The following is a 21,503-nucleotide window of genomic DNA, read 5'->3' on the forward strand; positions in this document are numbered from 1 at the left end:
GGCCCGTATCCCGGCGGCCCGTATCCCGGCGGCCCGTATCCCGGCGGCCCGTATCCCGGCGGCCCGTATCCCGGCGGCCCGTACTGCGGTGGGCCGGGCTCCGGGTGGCCGTAGCCGCCGTCCCGAGGTGGCGGACCGTAACCAGGGTCGTACGGTGCCGCACCGTGCTCCGGCGCCCACCGGGAGCCGTACTCCGGGCCGGTCGGTGGCCGGCCGGATTCCCGACCGTACGGGGGTTGTCCCTGCTCCGGGCACCCCGGGCCGTCAGCCTGCTCCCCCGTCCCCCACGGGTCGGTCGGGGACCGGTAGGGATCGCTCGGGCGGCGGCCAGGCCACGGTTCCGGCCCGCCCGGTGGTCCGTAGTTAGCCATGCAGGCCCTCCTGGGCACGATCGGTGAGAGGCCGACCACCAAAGTGGGACGGCGACGCCGTGGTCACCGTAGCGTGGCTGACTGATGAGCTCATCCACCGGAACACCGAGCCCCGGACCACAGACGTCCACTTCGCCGGATTCTGCCCCGTCCGGCAAGACGGTTCCGGGCGCCGTTCCGGTCACCCGCTCCGCCCTGATCTGGACCGCCCTCGCGGTGGTCTACCTGGTCTGGGGGTCCACCTACCTGGCCATCCAGGTGACTGTCGACACCGTGCCGCCGCTGCTCTCCGCCGCCGCGCGGTTCTCGACCGCCGCCATCGTGCTCGCCGTGATCCTCCGGGTACGCCGGGGCGCCGGCGCGCTGCGGGTCGACCGTCGGCAACTCGCCGGAGCGGCGCTGGTGGGCGTACTCCTGCTGACCGGCGGCAACGGCCTGGTGGTGCTCGCCGAGTCCGGGCCGTCCGGGGTCGCCGTGCCGTCCGGGATCGCCGCGCTCCTGGTCGCCGGGGTACCCCTGCTCGTCGTGCTGCTCCGGATGGTCACCGGCGACCGGCCCGGCCTGCTCAGCCTGCTCGGCGTGGCGGTCGGCCTGCTCGGCCTGGTGCTGCTGGTCCTGCCGTCCGATGGACCGGGTGCGGTACCGGTCGCCGGTGCCCTGACCGTGACCGCCGGTGCCGCCTCCTGGGCGCTCGGCTCGTTCCTGTCCGGGCGGATCAGCATGCCCGCTGACCCGTTCGTCGCCACCGTCTACGAGATGTTCGCCGGTGCCGCCGCTCTCGCCCTGATCGCCGCGCTCCGGGGTGAACCTGCCCGGTTCGATCCGGCTGCGGTGTCGGCGCGTTCCTGGCTGGCCCTCGGGTACCTCGTGCTCGCCGGCTCCCTGGTCGCCTTCACCGCGTACGTGTGGCTGCTGCACCACGCGCCGGTCTCCCTGGTCGCCACGTACGCCTACGTCAACCCGGCGGTGGCGGTCGCGCTCGGCGCCCTGCTGGCGGCCGAACCGGTGACCGCCCAGGTGATCGCCGGGGGCGCGGTCATCGTGTTCGGGGTGGCGCTGGTCATTGCCACCGAGCGCCCCGGTCAGGCCACGCAGCGTCGCCAGCGGGCGGACCACCGGCGGTAGCATCCCGCCCCATGCCGCCCGATCTTCCGGCACTTCCGGTCCAGGTGTTTCCGGTACTTCCCGCACTTCCGGTACTCCTGGCCGCCCTGCTGGCCGGTACCCTTGCCGGCCTGGTCACGCCCCGGGTCGCGTACCGCTTCTCGGTCGCCCCGGGTCTGCCGCGCCGGGCCGGCTGCGACGGATGCGCGCGTCCCTTCCATCCGGGGCCGGCCGGTTGGCTACGCCCCGGTGACCGCTGCCCGGGTTGCCGGGCCAGACTCGGTCCGTCGGCCCGGGTCACCACCGTCCTCGGCGCGCTGGTCCTCACCGGGCTCGCCGGTTCCGTCGGCACCGACCCGGTGCTGCCGACACTGCTCGCCGCCGCAGCGCTGGGGCTGGTACTCGGCGCCGTCGACCTGGCCTGTCTCCGGCTACCCGACCCGCTGGTGGGGTCGGTCGCGCTGCTCGCCGGCACCGGACTGACCGTGGCGGCTCTGGCCGCCGGGGACCCGCGCCGGCTGGCCGGTGCGCTCGGCGGTGCGCTGCTCACCGTCGCCGCCTACCTGCTGCTGGCCCTGCTGCCCAGCTCCCGGCTCGGCTTCGGGGACGTGAAGCTCGCCGCCGTGCTCGGGCTGCTGCTCGGCTGGTACGGCTGGCGCGCGGTCCTGCTGGGGCTGGTCCTGCCGCACCTGCTCAACGGCGCTGCGGTGCTCGTACTGCTGGCGACCGGTCGGGTGCGTCGGGACACCCCACTGCCCCTGGGGCCGGCGCTGCTGGCCGGCGCGCTGCTCGCCGTTCTGCTCCGCTGACGGCTGGCCCGGCCGCCCGGATGTTTCTCTGCCCCGGTCGCCCGGCCACCGTGGGTTCCGGGACGGACCGCAGTCCGGCTGGCTGGACGAAGATCGACCGGCGCTGAACGTGTTGCTCGACCGGTACGGCGCGACCGATGCCGAGCTGCGCGAGACGTTGCTGTCGATGGCCCGTAGTGGCAAGCAGCGGGGGTGGTGGGCGAAGTACGGTGACCTGCCGAACTCGTACCGGCAGTTCATCGGGCTGGAGTCGGCGGCGTCAGAGATCCAGAACTTCGAGACCGTGGTGGTGCCCGGCCTCCTTCAGACGCAGGACTACGTCCGCGCTGTCGTGAGTGGCGAGGCAACCCGGCCTACCCGGAAGGGGTGCAGCAGCGGGTTGCTGCACGGGTCGAACGGCAGAAGCTCATCACAGAGGGTCGACTCCGCATGGTGGCTGTCCTCGACGAAGCAGTCCTGCACCGGCAGATCGGTGGCCTGGAGGTCATTGCCAAGCAGCTCACCGCTCTGCTCGACGCGCAGGAGCGGTGGAAGGTCACCATCCAGGTCATCCCGTTCCGCGAGGGTGCCTACGCCTCGATGCTGTCGAGTTTCGCCATCCTGAACCTCGACGAAGGCCCGGGTGTGGTCTACATCGAGGGTCTGACCGGCGACCTCTACGCCGAGGGTGAGGACATGGGTCGATGTGCCGTCGTCTTCAACAGCCTCCGGGCGTCAGCCCTCTCGGCCACGGACTCGACTGCGATGATCAGAAAGATCCGCGAGACGGAGCACCACGATTGAGGGAGGCACGCCATGGATGCCCAGTGGCGCAAGAGCACCCGCAGCGGCGGTAACGGCCAGTGCGTGGAGGCCCGGTACGTCGACCACAATGCGCAGGTGAGGGACAGTAAGGATCGGCAGGGGCCGGTGCTGTCCTTCACGGCCGATCAATGGACCGATTTCGTTGGGAGCATCAAGGCCGGTTCGTTCGACGCCTGAGCATCGGTGAGCGGGAGTGGTGACCTGGTCACCTCAACAGTGCGAAGCGGCATCGTCCAGCCACCACCTCGCTCATCCACACACTTATGGCGACTCCCCCCTCGGAGATCCCGATGAACGAAACCGCCCCCCGTGCTTCCCAACCTGGCGATCAATCGGCGAAGAACGACGCCGACCCAAGCGCCCCGTCACGCCGCCGCCGGATCGTCGTCCGAGTTCTGGTGGCTGCGACGCTGCTGACGCTGACGGGCATGGCAGTCCGGACGACCCGCTGGTGGGGCTGCAACTTCACACCCGGCGACCAGGCCGCCGCAGTAGCGGCCTACCGGAAGGACCCCGCATTCTTGCTGGCTCCGCCGAACGGCCGGCTGTTCGAGGAGATGTCCAAGACGCGCGCCTGTGACTATCGGCCGGGCTCTTGGGAACGGGAAGAGTCGGCAGGACCAGAGTTCGCGACCGTTTGGCGCCAGTACACCGTGGAGCGCGGATACACGTCGGACGAACTCATCGCCCTCGTCGGGCCGAGCGTCACGGCGGCTGGCTGGCATTTCGTGATCCACCGGGGTAATCCCGGCGGGGCCTTCCTGCGGTACTGCAAGACGATCAACGGGATGACTGCGCGGCTGGAGGTGAGCAGCATGGCCGACGGCACCCCCGAACACGACGCCACTTTCATCGTTCTCATTGACGGTCGGCCGGACAGCCCAGACTGCTCACGCGCCCGGTAATAGGGCGGTGGTGGCCGCGCCAGTCCTGTTGCCGGTCACTCTGACCTGCCGCGTCCCACCGAGATCGCCCAGGGGTTACATCGGCCGCCAACTGACAGGGACAAACTGCCAGAGACGACCTTCCAGTGATTGCGACGGACCGCCGTCATCGGCCCTTGATCGTTTGCAGCTCAGCTGCACTTCGGTCGGCGTGTCACACCACTCAACGACAAACGATCAAGATTTCCCCGATCACGACTGACGCGCCACGAGGGCCGGCGCCGCTCGCGCTCGTCCTGGCCCTCGTGGCGCTGGACGGCTGCCCGGTTTTTGAGGTCGTGATGCAAGTTGAGGTGTTAATAAGGGGCCCTTCCTCTACCGAAAACGTTAATAGGGGGCCCTTCCTTACACCTCAGAGCAGGCGGAGCTGGCGGTCCTTCGGGCGGCGTGGCCCGGTGTCGCCGAACCGTTCGAACAGCCCCGGGTCGATCGCGTCGAGGAACGGGGAGGGAACGCAGTCGCGTTCCTTGCCGTACCGGGAACGGCGCCCGGCATGGCTGACGTAGAGCCGGTCCTGGGCCCGGGTCAGCCCGACGAAGAACAACCGGCGTTCCTCGGCGACCGCGTCATCGTCCGGTGTCGTACCCGGCCAGCGCAGCGGGAGCAGCCCGTCCTCGCAGCCGACCAGGAACACCACCGGGAACTCCAGGCCCTTCGCGGCGTGCAGGGTCAGCAGGGTGACCGCCTCGGCGCGCGGGTCGAGCGCGTCCACCTCCGCGCCGGTGGCGAGCTGGGACAGGAACAGTCCCAGGTCGTCGCCGCAGCGTTGGGCGAGCGGGGTGAGCAGGTCCACCGCCGCGCGGACGTCCTCCGGCCCCACCTGACCGGTCGAGTCCAGGGTCGGCGCCGAGTACCGATCGGCGAGCACCTGCCCGGCGAGTCGGACCCGGGCCGGCAGGGAACCACTCAGCCCGTTCGCGTGCCGCAGTTCCCGGGCAATCGCGTCGACCCCGGGCCGGTCCCGCAGCCGGTCGTGGGACCGCTTCTGCACCGGGATGTTGGCCCGGCGCAGCGCGTCCGCGATCGGGGCGGCCTGCGCGTCGGTCCGGTACAGCACCGCGATGTCGGAGAAGGAGACAGTGGACGTGCGGCCGTCGATCCGGCCGGAGTCCAGCGACCGGTGCGAGAGGCCGCCGACCAGGTCGTCGACGGTGCGTACCACGAAGTCGGCCTCGTCGGCGACGGACGCGGCGGGGTACCGGCCGACCAGCGGGGCCTCCGGGTCCAGCCGGGCCGGGTCCAGCCGCCGACCCCGGACCAGCGACGACGGCGCGATGGCCTGCACGGCGGCGGCCAGGATCGGCGCCGACGACCGGTAGTTGCGGGTCAACCGGACCAGCCGGGCGTCCACGAAGTCCTGCGAGAAGCGTAGGAAGTACGACACGTCGGCGCCCCGGAACGAGTAGATCGCCTGGTCCGGGTCGCCGATCGCGCAGAGGTTGCCGTCCGCCGCGCTCAACAGCCGCAGCAGTTCGTACTGCACGGCGTCGACGTCCTGGTACTCGTCGACGAAGATCCACCGCCACCGGTCCCGGTACCGCTGCACCAGCGCCGGATCGTCGCGGAGCAGGCGTACCGGCAGGGTGAGCAGCTCGTCCAGGTCGACCAGGTTCGACTTGCGCAGCAGCGCCGCGTACCGGGTGTCGTCGTCCCCGGCCTCGGTGCGGGCGGCGGTCCGCTCGGTGTCGTCGGCGATCCGGAAGTCCGTCGGCAGCCCGACCGCGCCGGCGTTCTCCCGGAGGATGGTCAGCCCCAGCGAGTGGAAGGTGCCGACCGTGACGTCGTCGGCGACCGGGCCGAGCAGCCCGTCCAGCCGGTGCCGCAGCTCCTCGGCGGCCCGCCGGGTGAACGTGATCGCCAGGCAGTGCTCCGGGAAGACGTTCAGCTCGGCGCAGAGGTAGGCGATCCGGTGGGTCAGCGTGCGGGTCTTGCCGGTACCCGGCCCGGCCACGATCAGCAGCGGCCCGCCCGGTGCCGACGCCGCCACCCGCTGCATGGCGTCCAGCCGGTCCAGCAGCCCGGTGCCGACCTCCTCCATGCCGGCGAGCATCGGTTCGAACGGTTCGTGCGGGGAGGGCGGCGGGGCGATCGGCGGTGCCGGGGTGGGCGCCTTCGCCGTCCGCGCCGGGCGGCGCTTCGGCTCGGCCTTCGCCGCCGGCCGGGCCGCCGGGTTCGCTGCCGGCTCGGCGGGCGGGCGCTGCTTCGGCACGGGTACGTCGAAGAGCGTCCCCGCCGCGTCGAACAGCGTTTCCGCCTGCCCACCCGCACCGGAGCGGCGCAGCTCCGCCGGGTCGAAGAGGGTGATCACGCCGTACTCGCCGTCGTAGCCGGGCACCCGGCGCACCTCACCCCGACGCAACCGTTCGATGGCCTCGGCGAGCAGCTCCCCACCGGCCTGCCGGACGGCGTCCACCGGAACCCGGGTGAGGATCTCCAGCTCCGGGCCGAGCGCGGCGACCAGGTCGTTGAGCTGCCCGGCCACCGTCTTCGACTTCGCGCCCACCCGGTTGATCTCACCCAGGATCTCGGCGAGCGGTACGAGGTGGGTCACCTCCGGTGCACCCTCCGGGTGGTACCCGGTGGGCCGGTCGGCCAGCTCCTCGACCCGGGCGAGCACCCCGACGGTGAGCGGCTTCCCGCACTCGGGGCAGCGTCCACCGGCCGCCCGGGTCTGCTCCGGGGACCAGTTGACCCCGCAGAGCCGGTGCCCGTCGGCGTGGTACTTGCCCTCCTCGGGGAAGAACTCGATGGTCCCGCCCAGCCCGACCCCGGTGCGCAGCGCCTCGCGGACCGCGAAGTAGTCCCGGGCGGCGGTGAAGACGGTCGCCTCGCGGCCCAGCGCCGGTGGCGAGTGTGCGTCCGAGTTGGACACCAGCCGGTACCCGTCGAGACTGGCGACCCGCCAGTTCATCTCCGGGTCGGAGGAGAGACCGGTCTCCACCGCGAAGATGTGCCCCGCCAGGTCGGCGTAGCAGTCGGCGATCGCGTCGAAGCCGGACTTGGAACCGAGCGCGGAGAACCAGGGCGTCCAGATGTGTGCCGGCACCAGGTAGCCGTCCGGGCTCGCCTCCAGCGTGATCTCCAGCAGGTCCCGGGAGTCCAGCCCGAGGATGGGCCGCCCGTCGGAGGCGATGTTGCCGATCCGGGCCAGCGCGGTGTTGAACCGGCCCACCGCGTCCAGGTCGGGCAGGTAGATCAGGTGGTGCACCTTGCGGGTACGGTCGTCCCGCTTGTAGATCGTGGAGATCTCCACGCTCAGCATGAACCGCACCGGATCGGCCTCGGCGGCGTCGGCCAGTCGGGGCGGCAGCCGCCGGGCGATGTCCCGTTCCGCCTCCGGGCTGAGCCGGTACAGCCCCGGCTCGGCCGGGTGCAGCGTCTCGCGGAGGTGGTCGTACCAGGCGGGGTGGGTGAAGTCGCCGGTGCCGAGCAGCCCGATGCCCTTGCGCCGGGCCCACCAGGCCAGGTTGGGCAGGGTCAGGTCGCGGCTACAGGCCCGGGAGTACTTCGAGTGGATGTGCAGGTCCGCGACGAACGGCGAGGAGCCGCCGGGGGGTGCGACGCTGAACGGAGACACGCCGCATCCTGTCACGACCGGGTCCCGGCCCGCTCGGCGCCACGCGCGAAGGTGAGCTGCGCTATGCCGGCTGGGCGGGTGCGACGGGCCACCGCCCGTCGCGGTTACGCCGAGCGCAGCTCGACCAGGGTCACCTGCGGCGGGGCCCCGACCCGGACCGGCGGCCCCCAGAACCCGGCACCGTTGGTGACGTACACCTTCGTACCGTCGACCTCGCCGAGTCCGGCGACGACCGGCTGCTGCAACCGGACCAGGTAGTTGAACGGCACCATCTGGCCGCCGTGGGTGTGCCCGGAGAGTTGCAGGTCGACGCCGAACTTCGCGGCCTCGACGGCGGCCACCGGCTGGTGGGCCAGGAGCACCACCGGCCGGCTGCGGTCCCGGTCGCCCAGCGCGGCGGCGTAGTCCGGCGGTGCGGCCAACCCGGTACCGCCGGCCGTCGGGTCGTTCACCCCGGCCAGGTCGAGGACGCCCTGCGGGGTACGGATCTCCAGCCGCTCGTTCTGGAGCACGTTCAGGCCGATCCGGTCGAGTTCCTGCACCCACTCATCGACACCCGAGTAGTACTCGTGGTTGCCGGTGACGAAGAAGCTGCCGTACCGGGACCGGATGTCGCCCAGGGGTGCCGCCGCCTCGCCCAGCTCGGCGACCGAGCCGTCGACCAGGTCACCGACCACGGCCACGAGGTCGGCGTCGAGCCGGTTGATGGCGGCCACGATCCGCTCGGTGTGTGCCCGACCGCGCAGCGGACCGAGGTGGATGTCGGAGACGGTGGCGATGCGCAGGCCGTCCATGCTCCGGGGCAGCTTCGCCAGCGGGATCTGCACCCGGTCGAGCTGCGGCGGGCCGAGGGCGGTGCGGACGCCGTACCCGACGGTCCCGGCGGCGGTGAGCCCGGCGAAGATGGCCGCCCCCCGGGCCAGCAGCAGGCGACGGCCGGGGTCGTGGTCGTCCTGGCCGACCGCAGCGGCGGCCGGCGGGTCGGCGGTGCCGGCCGCGCCGACCAGGGCCGGCTCCGGCGCGGCGGTGGTCGGCTCGGCCGCCACCGCCCGGCGGCGCAGCACCAGCTTCGCGACCAGCATCGGTATCTCCAACGCCACCAGGAGCACCAGGATGTAGAACATCAGGGCGAGCCAGAGGTACCCCGGCCAGGCCAGCCAGTAGAGCTGGGCTCTGGTGCCCATCATGGTCACCGGCACGAGTACGGCGAGCACGAGCATGGTGATCCCGCCGATGCGGCGCCACCGGCCCGGGTGGGTGGTGTCCCTGACCAGCCGTTTCCACAGGTAGAGGTGGATCAGACCGGTGATCAGGGCCATCGTGGCCACGAACGCCAGGGTCGCCAGCAAGGATCCTCCTCAGCCGCCCGCGAAGGGGGGCAGTACGTCCACCGTCGACCCGGCCGGCAACGGTGCCCCGCGATCATGCCAGGCCACGCCGTCGACCAGGTAACTCGCGATCCGCAGCACGGCGGCCAGGCCGGCGCCGTGCCGTCCGGCCAGCTCCCGGAGCAGTTCGTCCAGTCCCGGCCCGGCGGGAACGGTCTCCTCGGCCACGCCGGCCGCCGCCCGGGCCCCGGCGAAGTAGCGCACGGTCAACGTCGTACCCGTCGTCGGTTGCACCTCAGCCTCCGATCGCCGACATCGAGCGGGCCGGCTGGAGGAAGTTCGGATCGTCGATGCCGTGTCCGGCCCGCTTCCCCCACATCGCGGTACGCCAGCGCCGGGCCAGTTCCGCGTCGTCCGCGCCGGCCCGGAGCGCGGTACGCAGGTCCGCCTCCTCGGTGGCGAAGAGGCAGTTGCGGACCTGACCGTCGGCGGTGAGCCGGGTACGGTCGCAGTTCCCGCAGAACGGGCGGGTGACGCTGCCGACCACCCCGACCCGGGCCGCCGGCTCGGTACCGGCCACCACCCAGGTCTCGGCGGGTGCCGCCCCGCGCTGGACCGGGTCGTCGAGCAGGGTGAACTCCTGTCGCAGTGTGGCGAGGATCTCCTCGGCGGTGACCATCGTCGACCGGTCCCAGCCGTGCTGGGCGTCGAGCGGCATCTGCTCGATGAACCGCAGCTCGTAACCGTGGTCGAGGGCGAACCGGAGCAGGGCGGGCGCCTCGTCGTCGTTGATCCCCCGCATCAGCACCGAGTTGATCTTCACGGGGGTGAGGCCGGCGACCGTCGCGGCGGCCAGCCCGGCCAGGACGTCGGTGAGCCGGGGCCGCCGGGTCAGCGTGGTGAACCGGTCCGGCTGGAGGGTGTCGAGGGAGACGTTCACCCGGTCCAGCCCGGCTGCGCGCAGCGTACCCGCCAACCGGTCCAGCCCGATGCCATTGGTGGTCAGGGACAGCTGCGGGCGTGGGCTCAGGGCGGCTGCGGCGGCCACGATGCCCGTCAGGCCGGGGCGGATCAACGGCTCCCCGCCGGTGAACCGCACCTCGGTCACCCCGAGCTGCTCGACTGCGACCCGGACCAGCCGGACCACCTCGTCGTCACTGAGCAGATCCGGCCCGGCCAGCCAGGGCAGGCCCTCCGCCGGCATGCAGTACGTGCAGCGCAGGTTGCACTTGTCGGTCAGTGACACCCGCAGGTCGGTGGCGACCCGACCGAACCGGTCGACCAGGGGACCGGTACCCATCGGGACGCTGTTCACCGCTCGACGTTAGCGCGTACCGAGCGCGGACCGGGCGGTGGCGGCGACCACATCCCGCCAAGCGGCACCGAAGAGCGCGGTGTGCACCAGCATCAGGTGCAGTTGGTGCACCGGTACCCGCTCCCGCCACCCGTCGGCCAGCGGGTGGACCTCCTGGTAGGCGGCGAGTACCCGGTCCAGGTGCGGCAGGCCGCCGAAGAGCGCGAGCTGGGCCAGGTCGGTCTCCCGGTGGCCACCGTGGGCGGCCGGGTCGACCAGCCAGACCTGCCCGGCGAGGCCCCAGAGCACGTTGCCCGGCCAGAGGTCGCCGTGCAGCCGAGCCGGCGGCTCCTCCCCGCCGTACCCGTCCGATCCGGCGATCACCCGCTCGACCAGGTCGACCACGGCGCCGGTCAGCGCACCGTTGTCCACCGACCGGCGCAGGTACGGCGTCAGCCGGTGCGTGGCGAACCAGGTCGACCACGGGCCCGGATCCGGCGTGTTGTCCTGCGGCAGGGCGCTGATGAAGCCGTTCCAGTCGGCACCGAAGGCCGGTGCCCCGGCCCGGTGCAGCGCGGCGAGGTCCCGGCCGAACTGCTCTGCTGCCTCCGGGGTGGGCTCCCCCGGCTCGACCCACTCCAGCGCCAGCAGATCCGGCAGCTCGACGATCACCTCCGGTACGGGTACCGCGCCGGCTGCCCGCAACCACCGCAGTCCGGCCGCCTCGGCGGCGAAGAACCCGTCCGGTGCGGCGGTGCCGGCCTGCTCCGGCCAGGTCTTGGCAAAGACCGAGTTCCCGTCGTCCAGGGTGAGCCGGGAGGCGGCGCAGATGCTGCCACCGGACACCGGGGTCTCCCGGATCCGCTGGTGGGTGAGGAAGGTCGGCAGGTGCGCCGGGTGCGCCCGCAGGTACGCCAGGTCCATCAGCGCAAGGTAGCCGTTTGTCCCGAAGTCGACGGCATGAGGTGGGTATCCGGGGTAAGGATGAGCCATGGATGACGGCGTGATCCGTCCGTACCGGCCGGCGGACCACGCCGCCGGTCGGGCGCTGTGGGGCGAGCTGACCCGCCAGCACCGCGAGCTGTACGACGAACCGGGTGTGGTCGGCGGGGACCGGGACGCCACCTTCGACGGTTACCTGACCCGGCTGGAGCTTTCCGGGGTGTGGGTCGCCGAACACCGCCAGGCCGGCGTGGTGGGACTGGCCGGACTCGTGCTGGTCGGCCGGTCGGCCAGGGTGGAACCGGTGGTGGTCACCGAGCGTCATCGTGGCCGGGGGATCGGCCGGGCCCTGCTCGGGCACGTCGCCGGACAGGCCCGGCGACGGGGTATCGCCCGGTTGACCGTGGCACCCGAGGCGCGCAACGTGGCCGCCCTGCGTTGCCTGCACGCGGCCGGCTACGACCTGCTCTCGGCGGTCGAGTTGACCCTCGATCTCCGGGCTCCGGCAACCGGCCGGGAGCGGCCCACCATCGACCTCCATGAGCTGCACTTCCGGTCCTGAACGTGGCTGACCGGCAGGAATACGCTGGGTGCCTGTGGATAACCGGCGTGTCGTCCACAGGCAGCGATCGGGGGTTCAGCCCGGCGGGGTGTGCCGGCCAGGCTGCCGACATGACTTCCACCGAGAAGACGGTGCTCTCCGTCCGCTCCCCCGCCGACCTGATTGCCGCCGTGCCGTACCTGCTGGGGTTCCACCCGACCGACAGCGTGGTCGTGGTGGCGATGCGGGGCAAGCGGGTGGTCTTCGCCGCCCGGGGTGACCTGCCGGCGGCCGGCCTGTCGAGCAGCGAGACGGCCCGCTACATCAGCGACATGATCTTCCGCCAGGACGCCGGATCGGCCACCGTCCTCGGCTACGGTCCGGCCGACCGGGTGACCCCGGCGGTGGACGCGGTTCGGGTCGCCCTGGAAGCCGGTGGTCTGCGGGTACTCGACGTTCTGCGGGTCACGGACGGGCGCTACTGGTCCTACCTCTGCCCCGATCCGGGCTGCTGCCCGCCCGAGGGCCGGCCGTACGACGCGGGCAGCAGCGAGGTGACCGCCGCTGCAGTCTTCGCGGGTGAGGTGGCGTACCCGGACCGGGCGAGTCTCGCCGCCGAGGTCGCCCCGGTCGGTGGTCTCACCCGGATCGCGATGCGGCAGGCGACGGTACGCGCCGAGGAGCGGATGATCGGGCTGCTCGACGAGGGCCCGCTGGACGAGCGGAAACTCAACGCGCTCGGCGACGCGGCGGTGCGGGCCGCGCTGGATCCCGGGCGGGCGCCCGGATCGATGACCGATGACGAGGTGGCCTGGCTGACCATGCTCCTGGCCCACCTGCCGATCCGGGACCAGGCGTGGGAGCTGACCGACGGGGACGACCGGCACCTGGCGCTCTGGCGGTACGTGGTGCAGCGGGCCGAGCCGGAACTGGTGCCCGCCCCGGCCTGCCTGCTCGCTTTCGCGGCCTGGCGCGCGGGCCGGGGCTCGCTGGCGGTGGTGGCGCTGGAACGGGCGCTGACGGTCGAGCCCGACTACTCGATGGCGCTGCTGCTCGATGAGCTGATCCGGAACGGGGTGCCACCGTCGCAGCTCGACGGCTGGCCGAAGATAGCCGGTGCCGGTGCCGGTGCCGGTGCGGGCGCGTCTGGTCGGCGTCGCCGCCGGTCCCGCGCGGATCGCCGCCGTCGCCCCCGTGGCTGACCGGCCGTCCCGTGCGTCAACCGTTCCATGCGTCGGCCGTTCCCCTCACGGGTCAGACGGTGACCCGGTGGGCGCCGGTGTAGACGTTCATGGTCGGGCCCCGGAGGAAGCCGACCAGGGTCATCCCGGCCTCGCCGGCCAGGTCGACGGCGAGGCTGCTCGGCGCCGATACCGCAGCCAGCAGGGGTATCCCGGCCATCCAGGCCTTCTGGGTCAGCTCGAAACTGGCCCGCCCGGAGACCAGCAGCAGGTGACCCGTCAGTGGTAACCGCCGCTCCCGCACAGCCCACCCGATCACCTTGTCCACCGCGTTGTGCCGGCCCACGTCCTCCCTGGTCACCACTGGTTCACCGGGGGCGGTGAAGAGGCCGGCCGCGTGCAGCCCACCGGTGGACTCGAAGGCACGCTGCGCCGACTGCAACAGGTCCGGCAGGCCGCCCAGCACGGCTGCGTCGACGGTGAGTGGGTCCTCCGCGACCGGAAACCGGGACCGGGTACGCACCGCGTCGATGCTCGCCTTGCCGCAGACCCCGCAGGAACTGGTGGTGTGGAAGTTGCGGGTGGGATCCACCTCGGGGTTCGGCACCCCGGGAGCCAGCACCACGTCCACCACGTTGTAGGTGTTGGGGGTCTCCGCACCCGCACAGAGCTGCGCGGTCAGCACGTCGTCGGCGGTCCGGACGATTCCCTCGGTGAGCAGGAAACCGAGTGCGAGATCGAGATCATCACCGGGCGTACGCATCGTCACGGTGAGCGGCTGCCGTCGACCGGGTCCGGCCGGACCGACCCGGATCTCCAGCGGTTCCTCCACGCTGAGCGTGTCGGGTCGGCGTACCGACGGCCGGGGTCCGGTGAGGTCGATCCGCACCACGCTGCGCCGGTCAGTGGCCCGTCCCATCCCACCATCCTGCCCCGTGTACCGGGTCCGGTCACGGACAGGGCGGCGCACCCGGGTCGGACGCGACTAGGTTGATCGCGTGACGGGGTACGCGGCGGTGGTGCTCGCGGGCGGAGCCGCCCGACGGATGGGTGGTACCGACAAGCCGGGGCGGCTGGTCGGTGGGCTCTCGATGCGGGACCGGGTACTGGCGGCGGTGGCCGACGCGTGGCCGAGGATCCTCGTCGGGCCGGCCGCCGGGGTACCGGCCGGGGTATGGGTGACCAGGGAACGTCCCTCCGGTGGCGGGCCGGTCGCGGCGGCTGGCGCCGGGCTGGCGCTGCTGGACCCGGACAGTCGGACCGTGGCCCTGCTCGCCGCCGACCTGCCGTTGCTGACCGGGGAGGCCGTGGCGGTACTGCGTGAGCGACTGGCTGCGGACGACGGCCCGGACGGCGTCTGCTACGCCGACCCCGGCGGGCGCCGCCAGCCGCTCTGCGGGGTCTGGCGGGTCGCTTCGCTGCGGTCGGCGGTGAACCGGCTCCTACAGGAGCGCACCGGTAGCCTGGCCGGCGCGTCGATGCGGTCGCTGCTGGCCGGGCTGACCGTGGTCGACGTGCCCTGGGCGGGCGCCGGGCCGCCGCCCTGGTTCGACTGCGACACCGAGGACGACCTGCGCCGGGCAGAGGAGTGGACACGTTGACGCTGATGGACGAGTGGGTGACGGCGGCCTGCGCCGAACTGGGTATCGAGCCGGGTGAGGCGGCGGTACCGGTGGTGCTCGACCTGGCCCGGGACGTTGCGCACCAGGTGCTGCGGCCAGGGGCACCGGTCAGTGCGTACCTGCTGGGGCTGGCGGTGGGTCGGGGCGCCGATCCGGTGCAGGCCGCGGCGCGGCTGACCGCGCTCGCCGCATCCTGGCCCGACACGCACCCGCCGGCCGGCGACCGGTCCTGACCGGCCGGCGCTCCCGGAGCACCGGCTGGTCAGCACCGGGGCCGACCACCCATCGGGCCCGGAAGTTACGCCGGTCACTGTCCGATCCGGGTCCGGACTGATTCGCTGCCCGCGTGACGTGGGTAGGGTGTGCCTGACGGACGGAGGCGATCATGACGGCAGACCACCCCCTGCCCGCGGACGGACCGGCCGGGAGCGAACCGGGCCAGCACGAGTCGATCCTGCTCGACGAGCCGACCACGGCGGACCTGCGGGCGAAGGTGACCGAGGCGTGGCAGGAGTTCGCCCGGGCGCTTGCGGCCTGCCTGCGTGGCCTGCCGGCTGGTGCCCGGATCGAGCTGACCCTCGACCCCACCGCCTCCGGTACCGGTGACGCCGTCTACGCGGTCAGTGTCGACGCCGCCGCCGACGGGCAACTCGTCGCACGGGCGGTCGGCAACGCCCTGCTCCCAGAGGGTTTCCGGCTGGACCGGTCGGCAGTGGCCGACATGGTCGCGCTCGGCTGGTCGCCGCCCGGGGTGGTGCAGGGCTCCGGCGACTACTTCGGGTTGACCAGCTCGGTCACCGACGCCACCCGGCTGGCCGCCGTCGTCGCCCGTACCCTGCGGGACGTCTTCGGCGCCCCGCACCCGGCCTTCCTGGTGTACCTGGTGCAGGACGCCGAGGGCGAGCCGGTGGACGGGGAGCCGCTCGGTACCGCCCGCCCCGAGGCGGGCCCGCAGCGGGACATCGGGGCCGACCTGGACGACGCGCTGGCAGCCGCCCGGGTGGCCGGTGCGGGCAGCGGTGACGTGCTCCCGCTGGAGGAGCAGGTCCGGATGGTCGTCTCCACGATGTTGAAGTCCGGCGCCGATCAGCTCCAGGTCGACTCGGACGGGGACATCAACATCCGCGCCGGCTCGGCGATGGTGTTCGTCCGGGTCCGCGACAATCCACCGCTGGTGGACGTCTTCTCCCCGGTACTCACCGAGGTCGAGCCGACCGAACAGCTCTACGTGAAGCTCTCCGAGCTGACCAACCGGATGCCGATCGGCCGGCTGTACTGCGCCGACGACACGGTCTGGGCGTCCATCCCGGTCTTCGGCCGCAACTTCCAGCCCACCCACCTGATGCTCGCCGTCCAGGTGATGACCGGGCTGGCCGACGAACTGGACGACCGGTTGCATGGCGAGTTCGGCGGCAAGCGCTTCTTCGGCGAGGGGGACAAGCCGGCCAACCGTGGTCCGGGCGAGCACCGGACCGGCATGTACCTCTGAGCATCCCTCATGCTGCACGACGGAAAGTGACGATATGGCGGTCTACAGCGCCCAGCGGCTGCACCGGATCCGGGTGGTGGTCACCGGCGGTGGTACCGGTGGACACACCTACCCGGCCCTGACCACGATCCGTACCCTGCGCGCCCGGCTCAGCGAGGCGGGTACCGAGCCCGACCTGCTCTGGGTCGGTGTCGAGCATGGGCTGGAGGCCAGGATCGCCGCAGAGGAGGGCATCCCCTTCCGGGCGATCACCACCGGCAAGCTGCGCCGGTCCCCGAATCTGCGGGAGTTGGGCCGCAACATCGCGGACGCGTTCCGGATCCCGCTCGGCCTGTTGCAGGCCGTGTTGATCGTGGTGCGGAACCGGCCGGCGGTGGTCTTCTCCAGCGGCGGGTACGTCTCCGTGCCGATCGGGATCGCCGCCTGGCTCACCCGTCGGCCGCTGGTGATGCACGAGCAGATCCTCACCCTCGGCCTGGCCAACCGGATCCTCGCCATGGTGGCGACCCGGATCCTGCTCAGTCACCCCTCGTCGGTGGAGCACCTGCCGGCGCGGGCCAGGAAGCGGGCCGTGGTCACCGGTAACCCGATCCGGCCCGAGGTACTGGCCGGCGAACCGGCCCGAGGCTTCGCCGCCCACGGGCTGGACCCGGACCTCCCCCTGGTCTTCGTCACCGGGGGCGCCCAGGGCGCGGTGCAGGTGAACGACCTCGTCGCGCAGATCCTGCCCGACCTGCTCAACGAGTGCCAGGTACTGCACCAGTGCGGCGATTACTCGCTGGACCGGATGCGCCAGGTCGCCGCCGCGCTGCCGCCGCACCTGGTACACCGTTACCGGGTGGTCGACTACGTGCACGGCGAACTGCCGGACGTGCTGGCCGCCGCGTCGATCGTGGTGGCCCGCAGTGGCGCCGGTACGGTCGCCGAGCTGACCGCCCTGGGTAAGGCGTGTGTGTTCATCCCGCTGATCCCGACCGGCGGTGACGAGCAGCGGCGGACCGCCCGCCACCTGGCCGAGGCCGGGGCGGCCCGGGTGCTCGCCGGCCCGGACGCCACCCCGGACAACCTCCGCAACGAGGTGCTCACCCTGCTGCGTGACCCGCAGTGGCGGGAGCAGTTGGCGGAGGCCGCCCGACGGCACGGTCGCCCGGACGCTGCGGCGGCGGTCACCCGCGAGCTGATCGACGCGGCCCGGGAGGGCTGAGCAGCACCGACCGGGCACGGCCGGCTGAGCGGCGTCGACCGACCACCGCCGGACCGAACTGGGCCGCGCCAGCAGGGCTCAGCCTGGTGCTGGTACCACGGTCGGCGACTCCACCAGCCGGGACAGCACGATGGTGCTCCGGGTGCTGGTGACGAAGGGTTCGGCGCGGAGTCGTTCCAACGCATCCTCAAGGTGGGCGATGTCGGCCGCCCGCAGGTGTACCAGCGCATCCGCCTCACCGGAGACGGTGTAGGCGCCGACGACCTCCGGGTGCCGCCGGGTGGCCACCCCGATCTGGGCCGGCGTGGTCCGTCCCGCGCAGAAGAGCTCGACGAACGCCTCGGTCGTCCAGCCGACCGCCGCCGGGTCGACGACCGCCGTGAACCCCTTGATGACCCCGGCCGACCGTAGCCGGTCCACCCGCCGTTTGACCGCCGGTGCGGAGAGGGAGACCCGCGCTCCGATGTCCGCGTACGACGCGCGGGCGTCTGCCACCAGCGACGCAATGATCCGCTGATCTACGCCATCTATCTGCAATGTTTCGCCTCTCGGAAGCAATGCTTGTGGCTGTTACCGAAGTTCTACCGTACCTACCCTTGGTTTTCGTGAACCAGCAGCGAGTGCCGCGAAAGCGGACATATCTCATGTGCCCGCCCGAGCACTTCGGCGTCGAGTACGCGATCAACCCGTGGATGGACATGTCTGTCCCGGTTGATCCGGACCTGGCGGTCAAACAGTGGGACCGCCTGCGGGAGACTCTGGTCGGGCTCGGCCACACCGTGCACGTCCTGCCGGCGCAACCCGGCCTGCCGGACATGGTCTTCGCCGCCAACGGCGCCTTCGTGGTCGACGGCACCGTCTACGGCGCCCGGTTCAAGCACGAGCAGCGCACCGCGGAGGCTGCCGGGCACCGGGCCTTCTACGAGTCGCAGGGCTGGCACTTCGTCGCGCCCACCGAGACCAACGAGGGGGAGGGCGACTTCGCGTACGTGCCGGACGCGCACGGCGGCCTGATCCTCGCCGGGTACGGCTTCCGCACTGATCCCGCCGCGCACGCCGAGGCCCAGGAGGTGCTCGGCCGGCCGGTGGTCTCGCTGCGCCTGGTCGACCCGCGCTTCTACCACCTGGACGTGGCGCTGGCCGCGCTCGACGACGGCAACATCGTCTACTTCCCGGGCGCCTTCTCGGTGGCCTCGCAGCGGGTGCTCGCCCAGCTTTTCCCCGATGCGGTGCTCGCCGACGACGCCGATGTCCTGGCCTTCGGCCTCAACCTGGTCAGCGACGGTTACCACGTGGTGCTGAACAGCGAGGCGACCGGGTTGGCACACAAGCTGGCCGCAATGGGGTACCAACCCGTCCCGGTGGAGCTGACCGAGGTCCGCAAGGGCGGTGGCAGCGTGAAGTGCTGCATCGCCGAGCTGCGCGACTGAGCCGGCCGGGCTGCGCGACTGAGCCGGCCGGGCGGCGGCACGGCACGCCGCCGCCGGCTCCGATGGCCCGGTCCCGTCCGGGACCGGGCCATTGGCGTCTGCCGGGTCAGCCCAGGGTGGCCAGCTCGTTGACCAGGACGTTCGACAGCAGCCGGCCGTCGGGCTGGACCTTCCGCAGGTACCACTTCTGCTGCGGGGTGCGCGGCTGGTTGAACTGCCACGGCCCGCGCGGGCTGTCGATCTGGCCGACCTTGCCCAGCGCCAGGTTGACCTGCTGGGAGGTGGCCGTCGGCCCGGCCAGCCGGATGGCCTTGTCGAGCACCTGTGCGGCGTCGTACGACGCCATTGCGTAGGTGGTCGGCGAGGTGCTGTGGGTCTTGCGGTAGGCCGAGGCGAACCTCCGGTTCGCGGCGTTGTTCAGGTCAGCGGAGTAGTTCAACGAGGTCATGATCCCGGTCGCCTCGGCCGGGCGCAGCTCGCCGAGCACGCTCCCCTCGGTGAGGAAACCGGGGGCGTAGATCTCCTTTTGGTAGCCGGCGGCCCGGAGCTGCTTGATGAACTGCACCGCCGCCGGGCCGGCGTAGAAGCAGAAGATCGCGTCGGGGTTGTCGCGCAGTGCCTGGTTGATGCTCGCCACGTAGGCGTTCTTGCCGGGGTTGGTGAGGAACTCGGTCCAGGTCGTCTCGCTGGCGATCCTCGGATCGGACGCTCCGAAGCCCTCCCGGAAGCCCTGCACCGCGTCCCGGCTGCCGAGGTTGTCCGGGGCGATGATGGCCACCCGGCTGCTCCTGGGCAACTGCTGGGCGACGTACGGGCCGAGTGCCCGACCGGGCTCGTCCAGCACGTACGACGTACGCCAGATGTAGACGACACTCTGCAACGACTTCGGTGAGGCGTTCGAGCCGACCAGGGGAACCCGGGCCTGCTCGACGGTGTCCCGGATGCCGACCATGGTGGTGGAGTTGACCACCCCGGTGAGGGCGAGGACGCCCTGCTTGAGCAGCCCGTCGACGGCGTCCTTGCCGGTCTGCTCGGTCTCGCCCTCGTCGGCGGTCAACAGGGTCACCGGCCGGCCGCCGAGTTGCTTGTCGTTGAGGTCGAGGAAAAGCTGGAAACCGTTGATGATTTCGTCGCCGATGGATTTGTAACCGCCGGTCTGTGGGGCGATAAGACCGATTCTGATCGGAGACCCGCTGGCGGTCTCCTCGCTTGCCGGGTCGGCGCCGCAGGCAGCGGCGAGACCCGTCGTACCGAGCGCGGCCAGCAGCTTCAGGGCCCGCCTGCGGTCCATCTCCGACACCGATCATCCTCCCACCGCTGAGCTGGGCCGGATCGCCGCCCCCTCGGCGTTCTACCTGGCCGGCGACGCTGCGTCAATGCTTAGTGATCGTTGTGCAGGGACTTTAATGCCCCGGTTACAGTGGGCCAGGCGATCGAGGTTGGATCAATTAGCCCGAAATGTTCGCACTCCGGTAATTCGATGAGGGTGGGTTCCGCACCGGCTGCACGATTTGCCGCTACATACGCCTGGCTCAATCGGATCGGGACCTGTTCATCACGTACTCCGTGCACAATTACGGTACGTGTTCTCATCGGTACCCAGCTCTGCGGGTCGGCGGCGGCGTACCGGTCGGGTACCTCCGCCGGCCCGCCGCCCAGCAGCGCGGCCACCGCCCCGCCGTCCAGATCCAGCCGGTACGCCTCGACCAGGTCGGCCACCGGTGCCAGGGCGAGGACCCCACCCACCCGGGACGGCTCCGTCGCCGCAGCATGCAGCGCTAGCTGGCCGCCTGCCGAGTGTCCGAGCAGGATCGGCGGACCACCGGCCGCCACGTCGGGGAACGCCGCAGTCACCAACTCGGGCAGGGTGGCCACCCCGGCGTGGACGTCGTCGAAGGTGCCCGGCCAGCCGCCACCGGGAGTACCGGTCCGCCGGTACTCCAGTTGCGCCACCGGGTAGCCCCGGGCGGCCAGGTCGGCAGCGAGCGGCCCGGTGTGGCTGCGGTCGTACTCCGACCGCCAGAAGCCGCCGTGGATCACGATCACCAGCGGGCGCGGTGGACCGGGCCGGGGGGCGGGTCGGCGCAGGTCGGCGATCTGGTCCGGATGTCCGCCGTACGCCACCGTGACGTCCGGTGGCGGCGCGGGTCGGGTGAGCACGGCACGGGGGTCGGCGGCCATGGTCGCGACGGTAGCGCGCCCCGTCGGACTCCCGGCGAGCGGCGGACCCACGGGTTGCGCCAAGATTGGGGTATGACCGAAGCCCCACGCAATCCCGAGCAGCACGACGAGCCCGACCGGCAGGGCGCCGGCACGGTGGTGGTCGTCGGTCCGGACGGCCGTCCGGTCGGCACCGTGCAGACCGACGAGATGCACGGTGAGGACCCGGCCCGACTGATCGAGCAGCCCGCCAAGGTGATGCGGATCGGCAGCATGATCAAGCAGCTGCTGGAGGAGGTCAAGGCCGCGCCGCTGGACGACGCCAGCCGGGGCCGGCTCCGGGAGATCCACGAGCGGTCGATCGTCGAGCTGAAGGAGGGCCTTGCACCGGAGCTGCGGGACGAGCTGGAGCGGCTCTCCCTGCCGTTCACCGAGGAGAACGTACCCACCGAGGGTGAGCTGCGGATCGCCCACGCGCAGCTGGTGGGGTGGCTGGAAGGGCTCTTCCACGGCATCCAGGCCGCCCTGGTGGCGCAGCAGATGGCGGCCCGGGTGCAGCTCGAACAGATGCGCTCCGGTGGCCGGCAGGCCCTGCCCAGCGGTCCGGGCGGGATGATCCCCGGCGTGCCGGGTGGGCCGCAGCCGTCGCCCGGCGAGGCGCACAGCACCGGACAGTACCTCTGACGCTCCGACGCCTCACCGC

At 71.9% G+C, this 21,503-nt stretch carries 22 protein-coding genes and 1 pseudogene; 14 read left to right on the forward strand and 9 right to left on the reverse strand.

What is annotated here, in order from left to right; genetic code table 11:
* Positions 1-455 precede the first annotated feature (455 nt).
* From V6U90_RS06120 to V6U90_RS06140, 6 genes and pseudogenes are all read left to right on the forward strand, one after another.
* Positions 456-1,496 carry an EamA family transporter gene (locus tag V6U90_RS06120; protein ID WP_334431898.1) on the forward strand — a complete coding sequence of 347 codons (1,041 nt, stop codon included), beginning with the start codon at positions 456-458 and terminating at the stop codon, positions 1,494-1,496.
* 11 nt (positions 1,497-1,507) lie between these two features.
* Positions 1,508-2,284 (forward strand): prepilin peptidase, encoded by a 777-nt coding sequence (locus V6U90_RS06125; RefSeq protein ID WP_334431900.1) that lies wholly within the window; start codon positions 1,508-1,510, stop codon positions 2,282-2,284.
* Positions 2,285-2,450: 166 nt separating this feature from the next.
* Positions 2,451-2,624: pseudogene (locus tag V6U90_RS33900) on the forward strand (Scr1 family TA system antitoxin-like transcriptional regulator); the annotation flags it as partial.
* A 26-nt stretch (positions 2,625-2,650) separates the two neighbouring features.
* Entirely contained in the window at positions 2,651-3,067 is a 417-nt protein-coding gene (locus V6U90_RS06130) for a DUF5753 domain-containing protein (protein WP_334431902.1), read from the forward strand.
* Positions 3,068-3,079: 12 nt separating this feature from the next.
* Entirely contained in the window at positions 3,080-3,265 is a 186-nt protein-coding gene (locus V6U90_RS06135; RefSeq protein ID WP_334431904.1) for a DUF397 domain-containing protein, read from the forward strand.
* A 113-nt stretch (positions 3,266-3,378) separates the two neighbouring features.
* Entirely contained in the window at positions 3,379-3,993 is a 615-nt protein-coding gene (locus tag V6U90_RS06140; RefSeq protein ID WP_334431907.1) for a hypothetical protein, read from the forward strand.
* 391 nt (positions 3,994-4,384) lie between these two features.
* On the opposite strand, the gene V6U90_RS06145 is transcribed toward V6U90_RS06140, so the two are convergent.
* From V6U90_RS06145 to V6U90_RS06165, 5 genes are all read right to left on the reverse strand, one after another.
* On the reverse strand, positions 4,385-7,609 hold the full coding sequence (locus tag V6U90_RS06145; protein WP_334431909.1) for a UvrD-helicase domain-containing protein: 3,225 nt from the start codon (positions 7,607-7,609) through the stop codon (positions 4,385-4,387).
* A gap of 104 nt (positions 7,610-7,713) precedes the next feature.
* Positions 7,714-8,958 carry a metallophosphoesterase gene (locus V6U90_RS06150; RefSeq protein ID WP_334431912.1) on the reverse strand — a complete coding sequence of 415 codons (1,245 nt, stop codon included), beginning with the start codon at positions 8,956-8,958 and terminating at the stop codon, positions 7,714-7,716.
* A gap of 9 nt (positions 8,959-8,967) precedes the next feature.
* A complete protein-coding gene (locus V6U90_RS06155; protein WP_334431914.1) occupies positions 8,968-9,231 on the reverse strand; it encodes a MoaD/ThiS family protein in 264 nt (87 codons plus the stop codon).
* A 1-nt stretch (position 9,232) separates the two neighbouring features.
* Positions 9,233-10,237, reverse strand: a complete 1,005-nt coding sequence (moaA, locus tag V6U90_RS06160; RefSeq protein WP_334432067.1) for a GTP 3',8-cyclase MoaA — start codon at positions 10,235-10,237, stop codon at positions 9,233-9,235.
* 24 nt (positions 10,238-10,261) lie between these two features.
* Positions 10,262-11,155, reverse strand: a complete 894-nt coding sequence (locus V6U90_RS06165; RefSeq protein WP_334431916.1) for a fructosamine kinase family protein — start codon at positions 11,153-11,155, stop codon at positions 10,262-10,264.
* A 67-nt stretch (positions 11,156-11,222) separates the two neighbouring features.
* Between V6U90_RS06165 and V6U90_RS06170 the strand changes: the two genes are divergently transcribed.
* A complete protein-coding gene (locus V6U90_RS06170; RefSeq protein ID WP_334431917.1) occupies positions 11,223-11,735 on the forward strand; it encodes a GNAT family N-acetyltransferase in 513 nt (170 codons plus the stop codon).
* Between the two features lie 110 nt (positions 11,736-11,845).
* Positions 11,846-12,916, forward strand: coding sequence for a DUF4192 domain-containing protein (locus V6U90_RS06175; RefSeq protein WP_334431919.1), 1,071 nt, complete (start codon positions 11,846-11,848; stop codon positions 12,914-12,916).
* Between the two features lie 52 nt (positions 12,917-12,968).
* Here V6U90_RS06175 and fdhD read toward each other — a convergent pair whose 3' ends face one another.
* Positions 12,969-13,814 carry a formate dehydrogenase accessory sulfurtransferase FdhD gene (fdhD, locus tag V6U90_RS06180; RefSeq protein WP_334431922.1) on the reverse strand — a complete coding sequence of 282 codons (846 nt, stop codon included), beginning with the start codon at positions 13,812-13,814 and terminating at the stop codon, positions 12,969-12,971.
* Between the two features lie 79 nt (positions 13,815-13,893).
* Here fdhD and mobA point away from each other — a divergent pair, with 79 nt between their 5' ends.
* The 4 genes from mobA (at position 13,894) to V6U90_RS06200 (ending at position 17,210) form a co-directional block, all read left to right on the forward strand.
* Positions 13,894-14,496 (forward strand): molybdenum cofactor guanylyltransferase, encoded by a 603-nt coding sequence (gene mobA / locus V6U90_RS06185; RefSeq protein ID WP_442933533.1) that lies wholly within the window; start codon positions 13,894-13,896, stop codon positions 14,494-14,496.
* On the forward strand, positions 14,493-14,750 hold the full coding sequence (locus tag V6U90_RS06190) for a DUF6457 domain-containing protein (protein ID WP_334431924.1): 258 nt from the start codon (positions 14,493-14,495) through the stop codon (positions 14,748-14,750). The genes mobA and V6U90_RS06190 overlap by 4 nt, the downstream gene beginning before the upstream one ends.
* Before the next feature lie 152 nt (positions 14,751-14,902).
* Positions 14,903-16,006, forward strand: coding sequence for a T3SS (YopN, CesT) and YbjN peptide-binding chaperone 1 (locus V6U90_RS06195; protein ID WP_334431926.1), 1,104 nt, complete (start codon positions 14,903-14,905; stop codon positions 16,004-16,006).
* A 34-nt stretch (positions 16,007-16,040) separates the two neighbouring features.
* Positions 16,041-17,210: a UDP-N-acetylglucosamine--N-acetylmuramyl-(pentapeptide) pyrophosphoryl-undecaprenol N-acetylglucosamine transferase gene (locus V6U90_RS06200; RefSeq protein WP_334431928.1), complete on the forward strand. Its 1,170-nt coding sequence runs from the start codon at positions 16,041-16,043 to the stop codon at positions 17,208-17,210.
* Between the two features lie 78 nt (positions 17,211-17,288).
* On the opposite strand, the gene V6U90_RS06205 is transcribed toward V6U90_RS06200, so the two are convergent.
* Positions 17,289-17,747: an Lrp/AsnC family transcriptional regulator gene (locus V6U90_RS06205; protein ID WP_334431930.1), complete on the reverse strand. Its 459-nt coding sequence runs from the start codon at positions 17,745-17,747 to the stop codon at positions 17,289-17,291.
* A gap of 59 nt (positions 17,748-17,806) precedes the next feature.
* On the opposite strand from V6U90_RS06205, the gene ddaH reads away from it, so the two are divergent.
* Positions 17,807-18,640: a dimethylargininase gene (ddaH, locus tag V6U90_RS06210; protein ID WP_334431932.1), complete on the forward strand. Its 834-nt coding sequence runs from the start codon at positions 17,807-17,809 to the stop codon at positions 18,638-18,640.
* A 106-nt stretch (positions 18,641-18,746) separates the two neighbouring features.
* Here ddaH and V6U90_RS06215 read toward each other — a convergent pair whose 3' ends face one another.
* Both V6U90_RS06215 and V6U90_RS06220 read right to left on the reverse strand, forming a co-directional pair.
* Positions 18,747-19,940 carry an ABC transporter substrate-binding protein gene (locus tag V6U90_RS06215; RefSeq protein WP_334431934.1) on the reverse strand — a complete coding sequence of 398 codons (1,194 nt, stop codon included), beginning with the start codon at positions 19,938-19,940 and terminating at the stop codon, positions 18,747-18,749.
* An 80-nt stretch (positions 19,941-20,020) separates the two neighbouring features.
* On the reverse strand, positions 20,021-20,821 hold the full coding sequence (locus V6U90_RS06220; RefSeq protein WP_334431936.1) for an alpha/beta hydrolase family protein: 801 nt from the start codon (positions 20,819-20,821) through the stop codon (positions 20,021-20,023).
* A gap of 72 nt (positions 20,822-20,893) precedes the next feature.
* On the opposite strand from V6U90_RS06220, the gene V6U90_RS06225 reads away from it, so the two are divergent.
* Positions 20,894-21,484, forward strand: coding sequence for a bacterial proteasome activator family protein (locus V6U90_RS06225; RefSeq protein ID WP_334431938.1), 591 nt, complete (start codon positions 20,894-20,896; stop codon positions 21,482-21,484).
* Positions 21,485-21,503: the final 19 nt, after the last annotated feature.

The sequence above is a fragment of the Micromonospora sp. CPCC 206060 genome, from assembly GCF_036906895.1.
Classification (GTDB): domain Bacteria; phylum Actinomycetota; class Actinomycetes; order Mycobacteriales; family Micromonosporaceae; genus Micromonospora.

Coding starts and splice junctions, on each gene's coding strand:
- V6U90_RS06120 (WP_334431898.1), top strand. CDS start 456: ATGAGCTCATCCACCGGAACACCGAGCCCCGGACCACAGACGTCCACT.
- V6U90_RS06125 (WP_334431900.1), top strand. CDS start 1,508: ATGCCGCCCGATCTTCCGGCACTTCCGGTCCAGGTGTTTCCGGTACTT.
- V6U90_RS06135 (WP_334431904.1), top strand. CDS start 3,080: ATGGATGCCCAGTGGCGCAAGAGCACCCGCAGCGGCGGTAACGGCCAG.
- V6U90_RS06140 (WP_334431907.1), top strand. CDS start 3,379: ATGAACGAAACCGCCCCCCGTGCTTCCCAACCTGGCGATCAATCGGCG.
- moaA (WP_334432067.1), bottom strand. CDS start 10,237: ATGGGTACCGGTCCCCTGGTCGACCGGTTCGGTCGGGTCGCCACCGAC.
- V6U90_RS06165 (WP_334431916.1), bottom strand. CDS start 11,155: ATGGACCTGGCGTACCTGCGGGCGCACCCGGCGCACCTGCCGACCTTC.
- V6U90_RS06170 (WP_334431917.1), top strand. CDS start 11,223: ATGGATGACGGCGTGATCCGTCCGTACCGGCCGGCGGACCACGCCGCC.
- V6U90_RS06175 (WP_334431919.1), top strand. CDS start 11,846: ATGACTTCCACCGAGAAGACGGTGCTCTCCGTCCGCTCCCCCGCCGAC.
- fdhD (WP_334431922.1), bottom strand. CDS start 13,814: ATGGGACGGGCCACTGACCGGCGCAGCGTGGTGCGGATCGACCTCACC.
- V6U90_RS06195 (WP_334431926.1), top strand. CDS start 14,903: ATGACGGCAGACCACCCCCTGCCCGCGGACGGACCGGCCGGGAGCGAA.
- V6U90_RS06200 (WP_334431928.1), top strand. CDS start 16,041: ATGGCGGTCTACAGCGCCCAGCGGCTGCACCGGATCCGGGTGGTGGTC.
- V6U90_RS06220 (WP_334431936.1), bottom strand. CDS start 20,821: ATGGCCGCCGACCCCCGTGCCGTGCTCACCCGACCCGCGCCGCCACCG.
- V6U90_RS06225 (WP_334431938.1), top strand. CDS start 20,894: ATGACCGAAGCCCCACGCAATCCCGAGCAGCACGACGAGCCCGACCGG.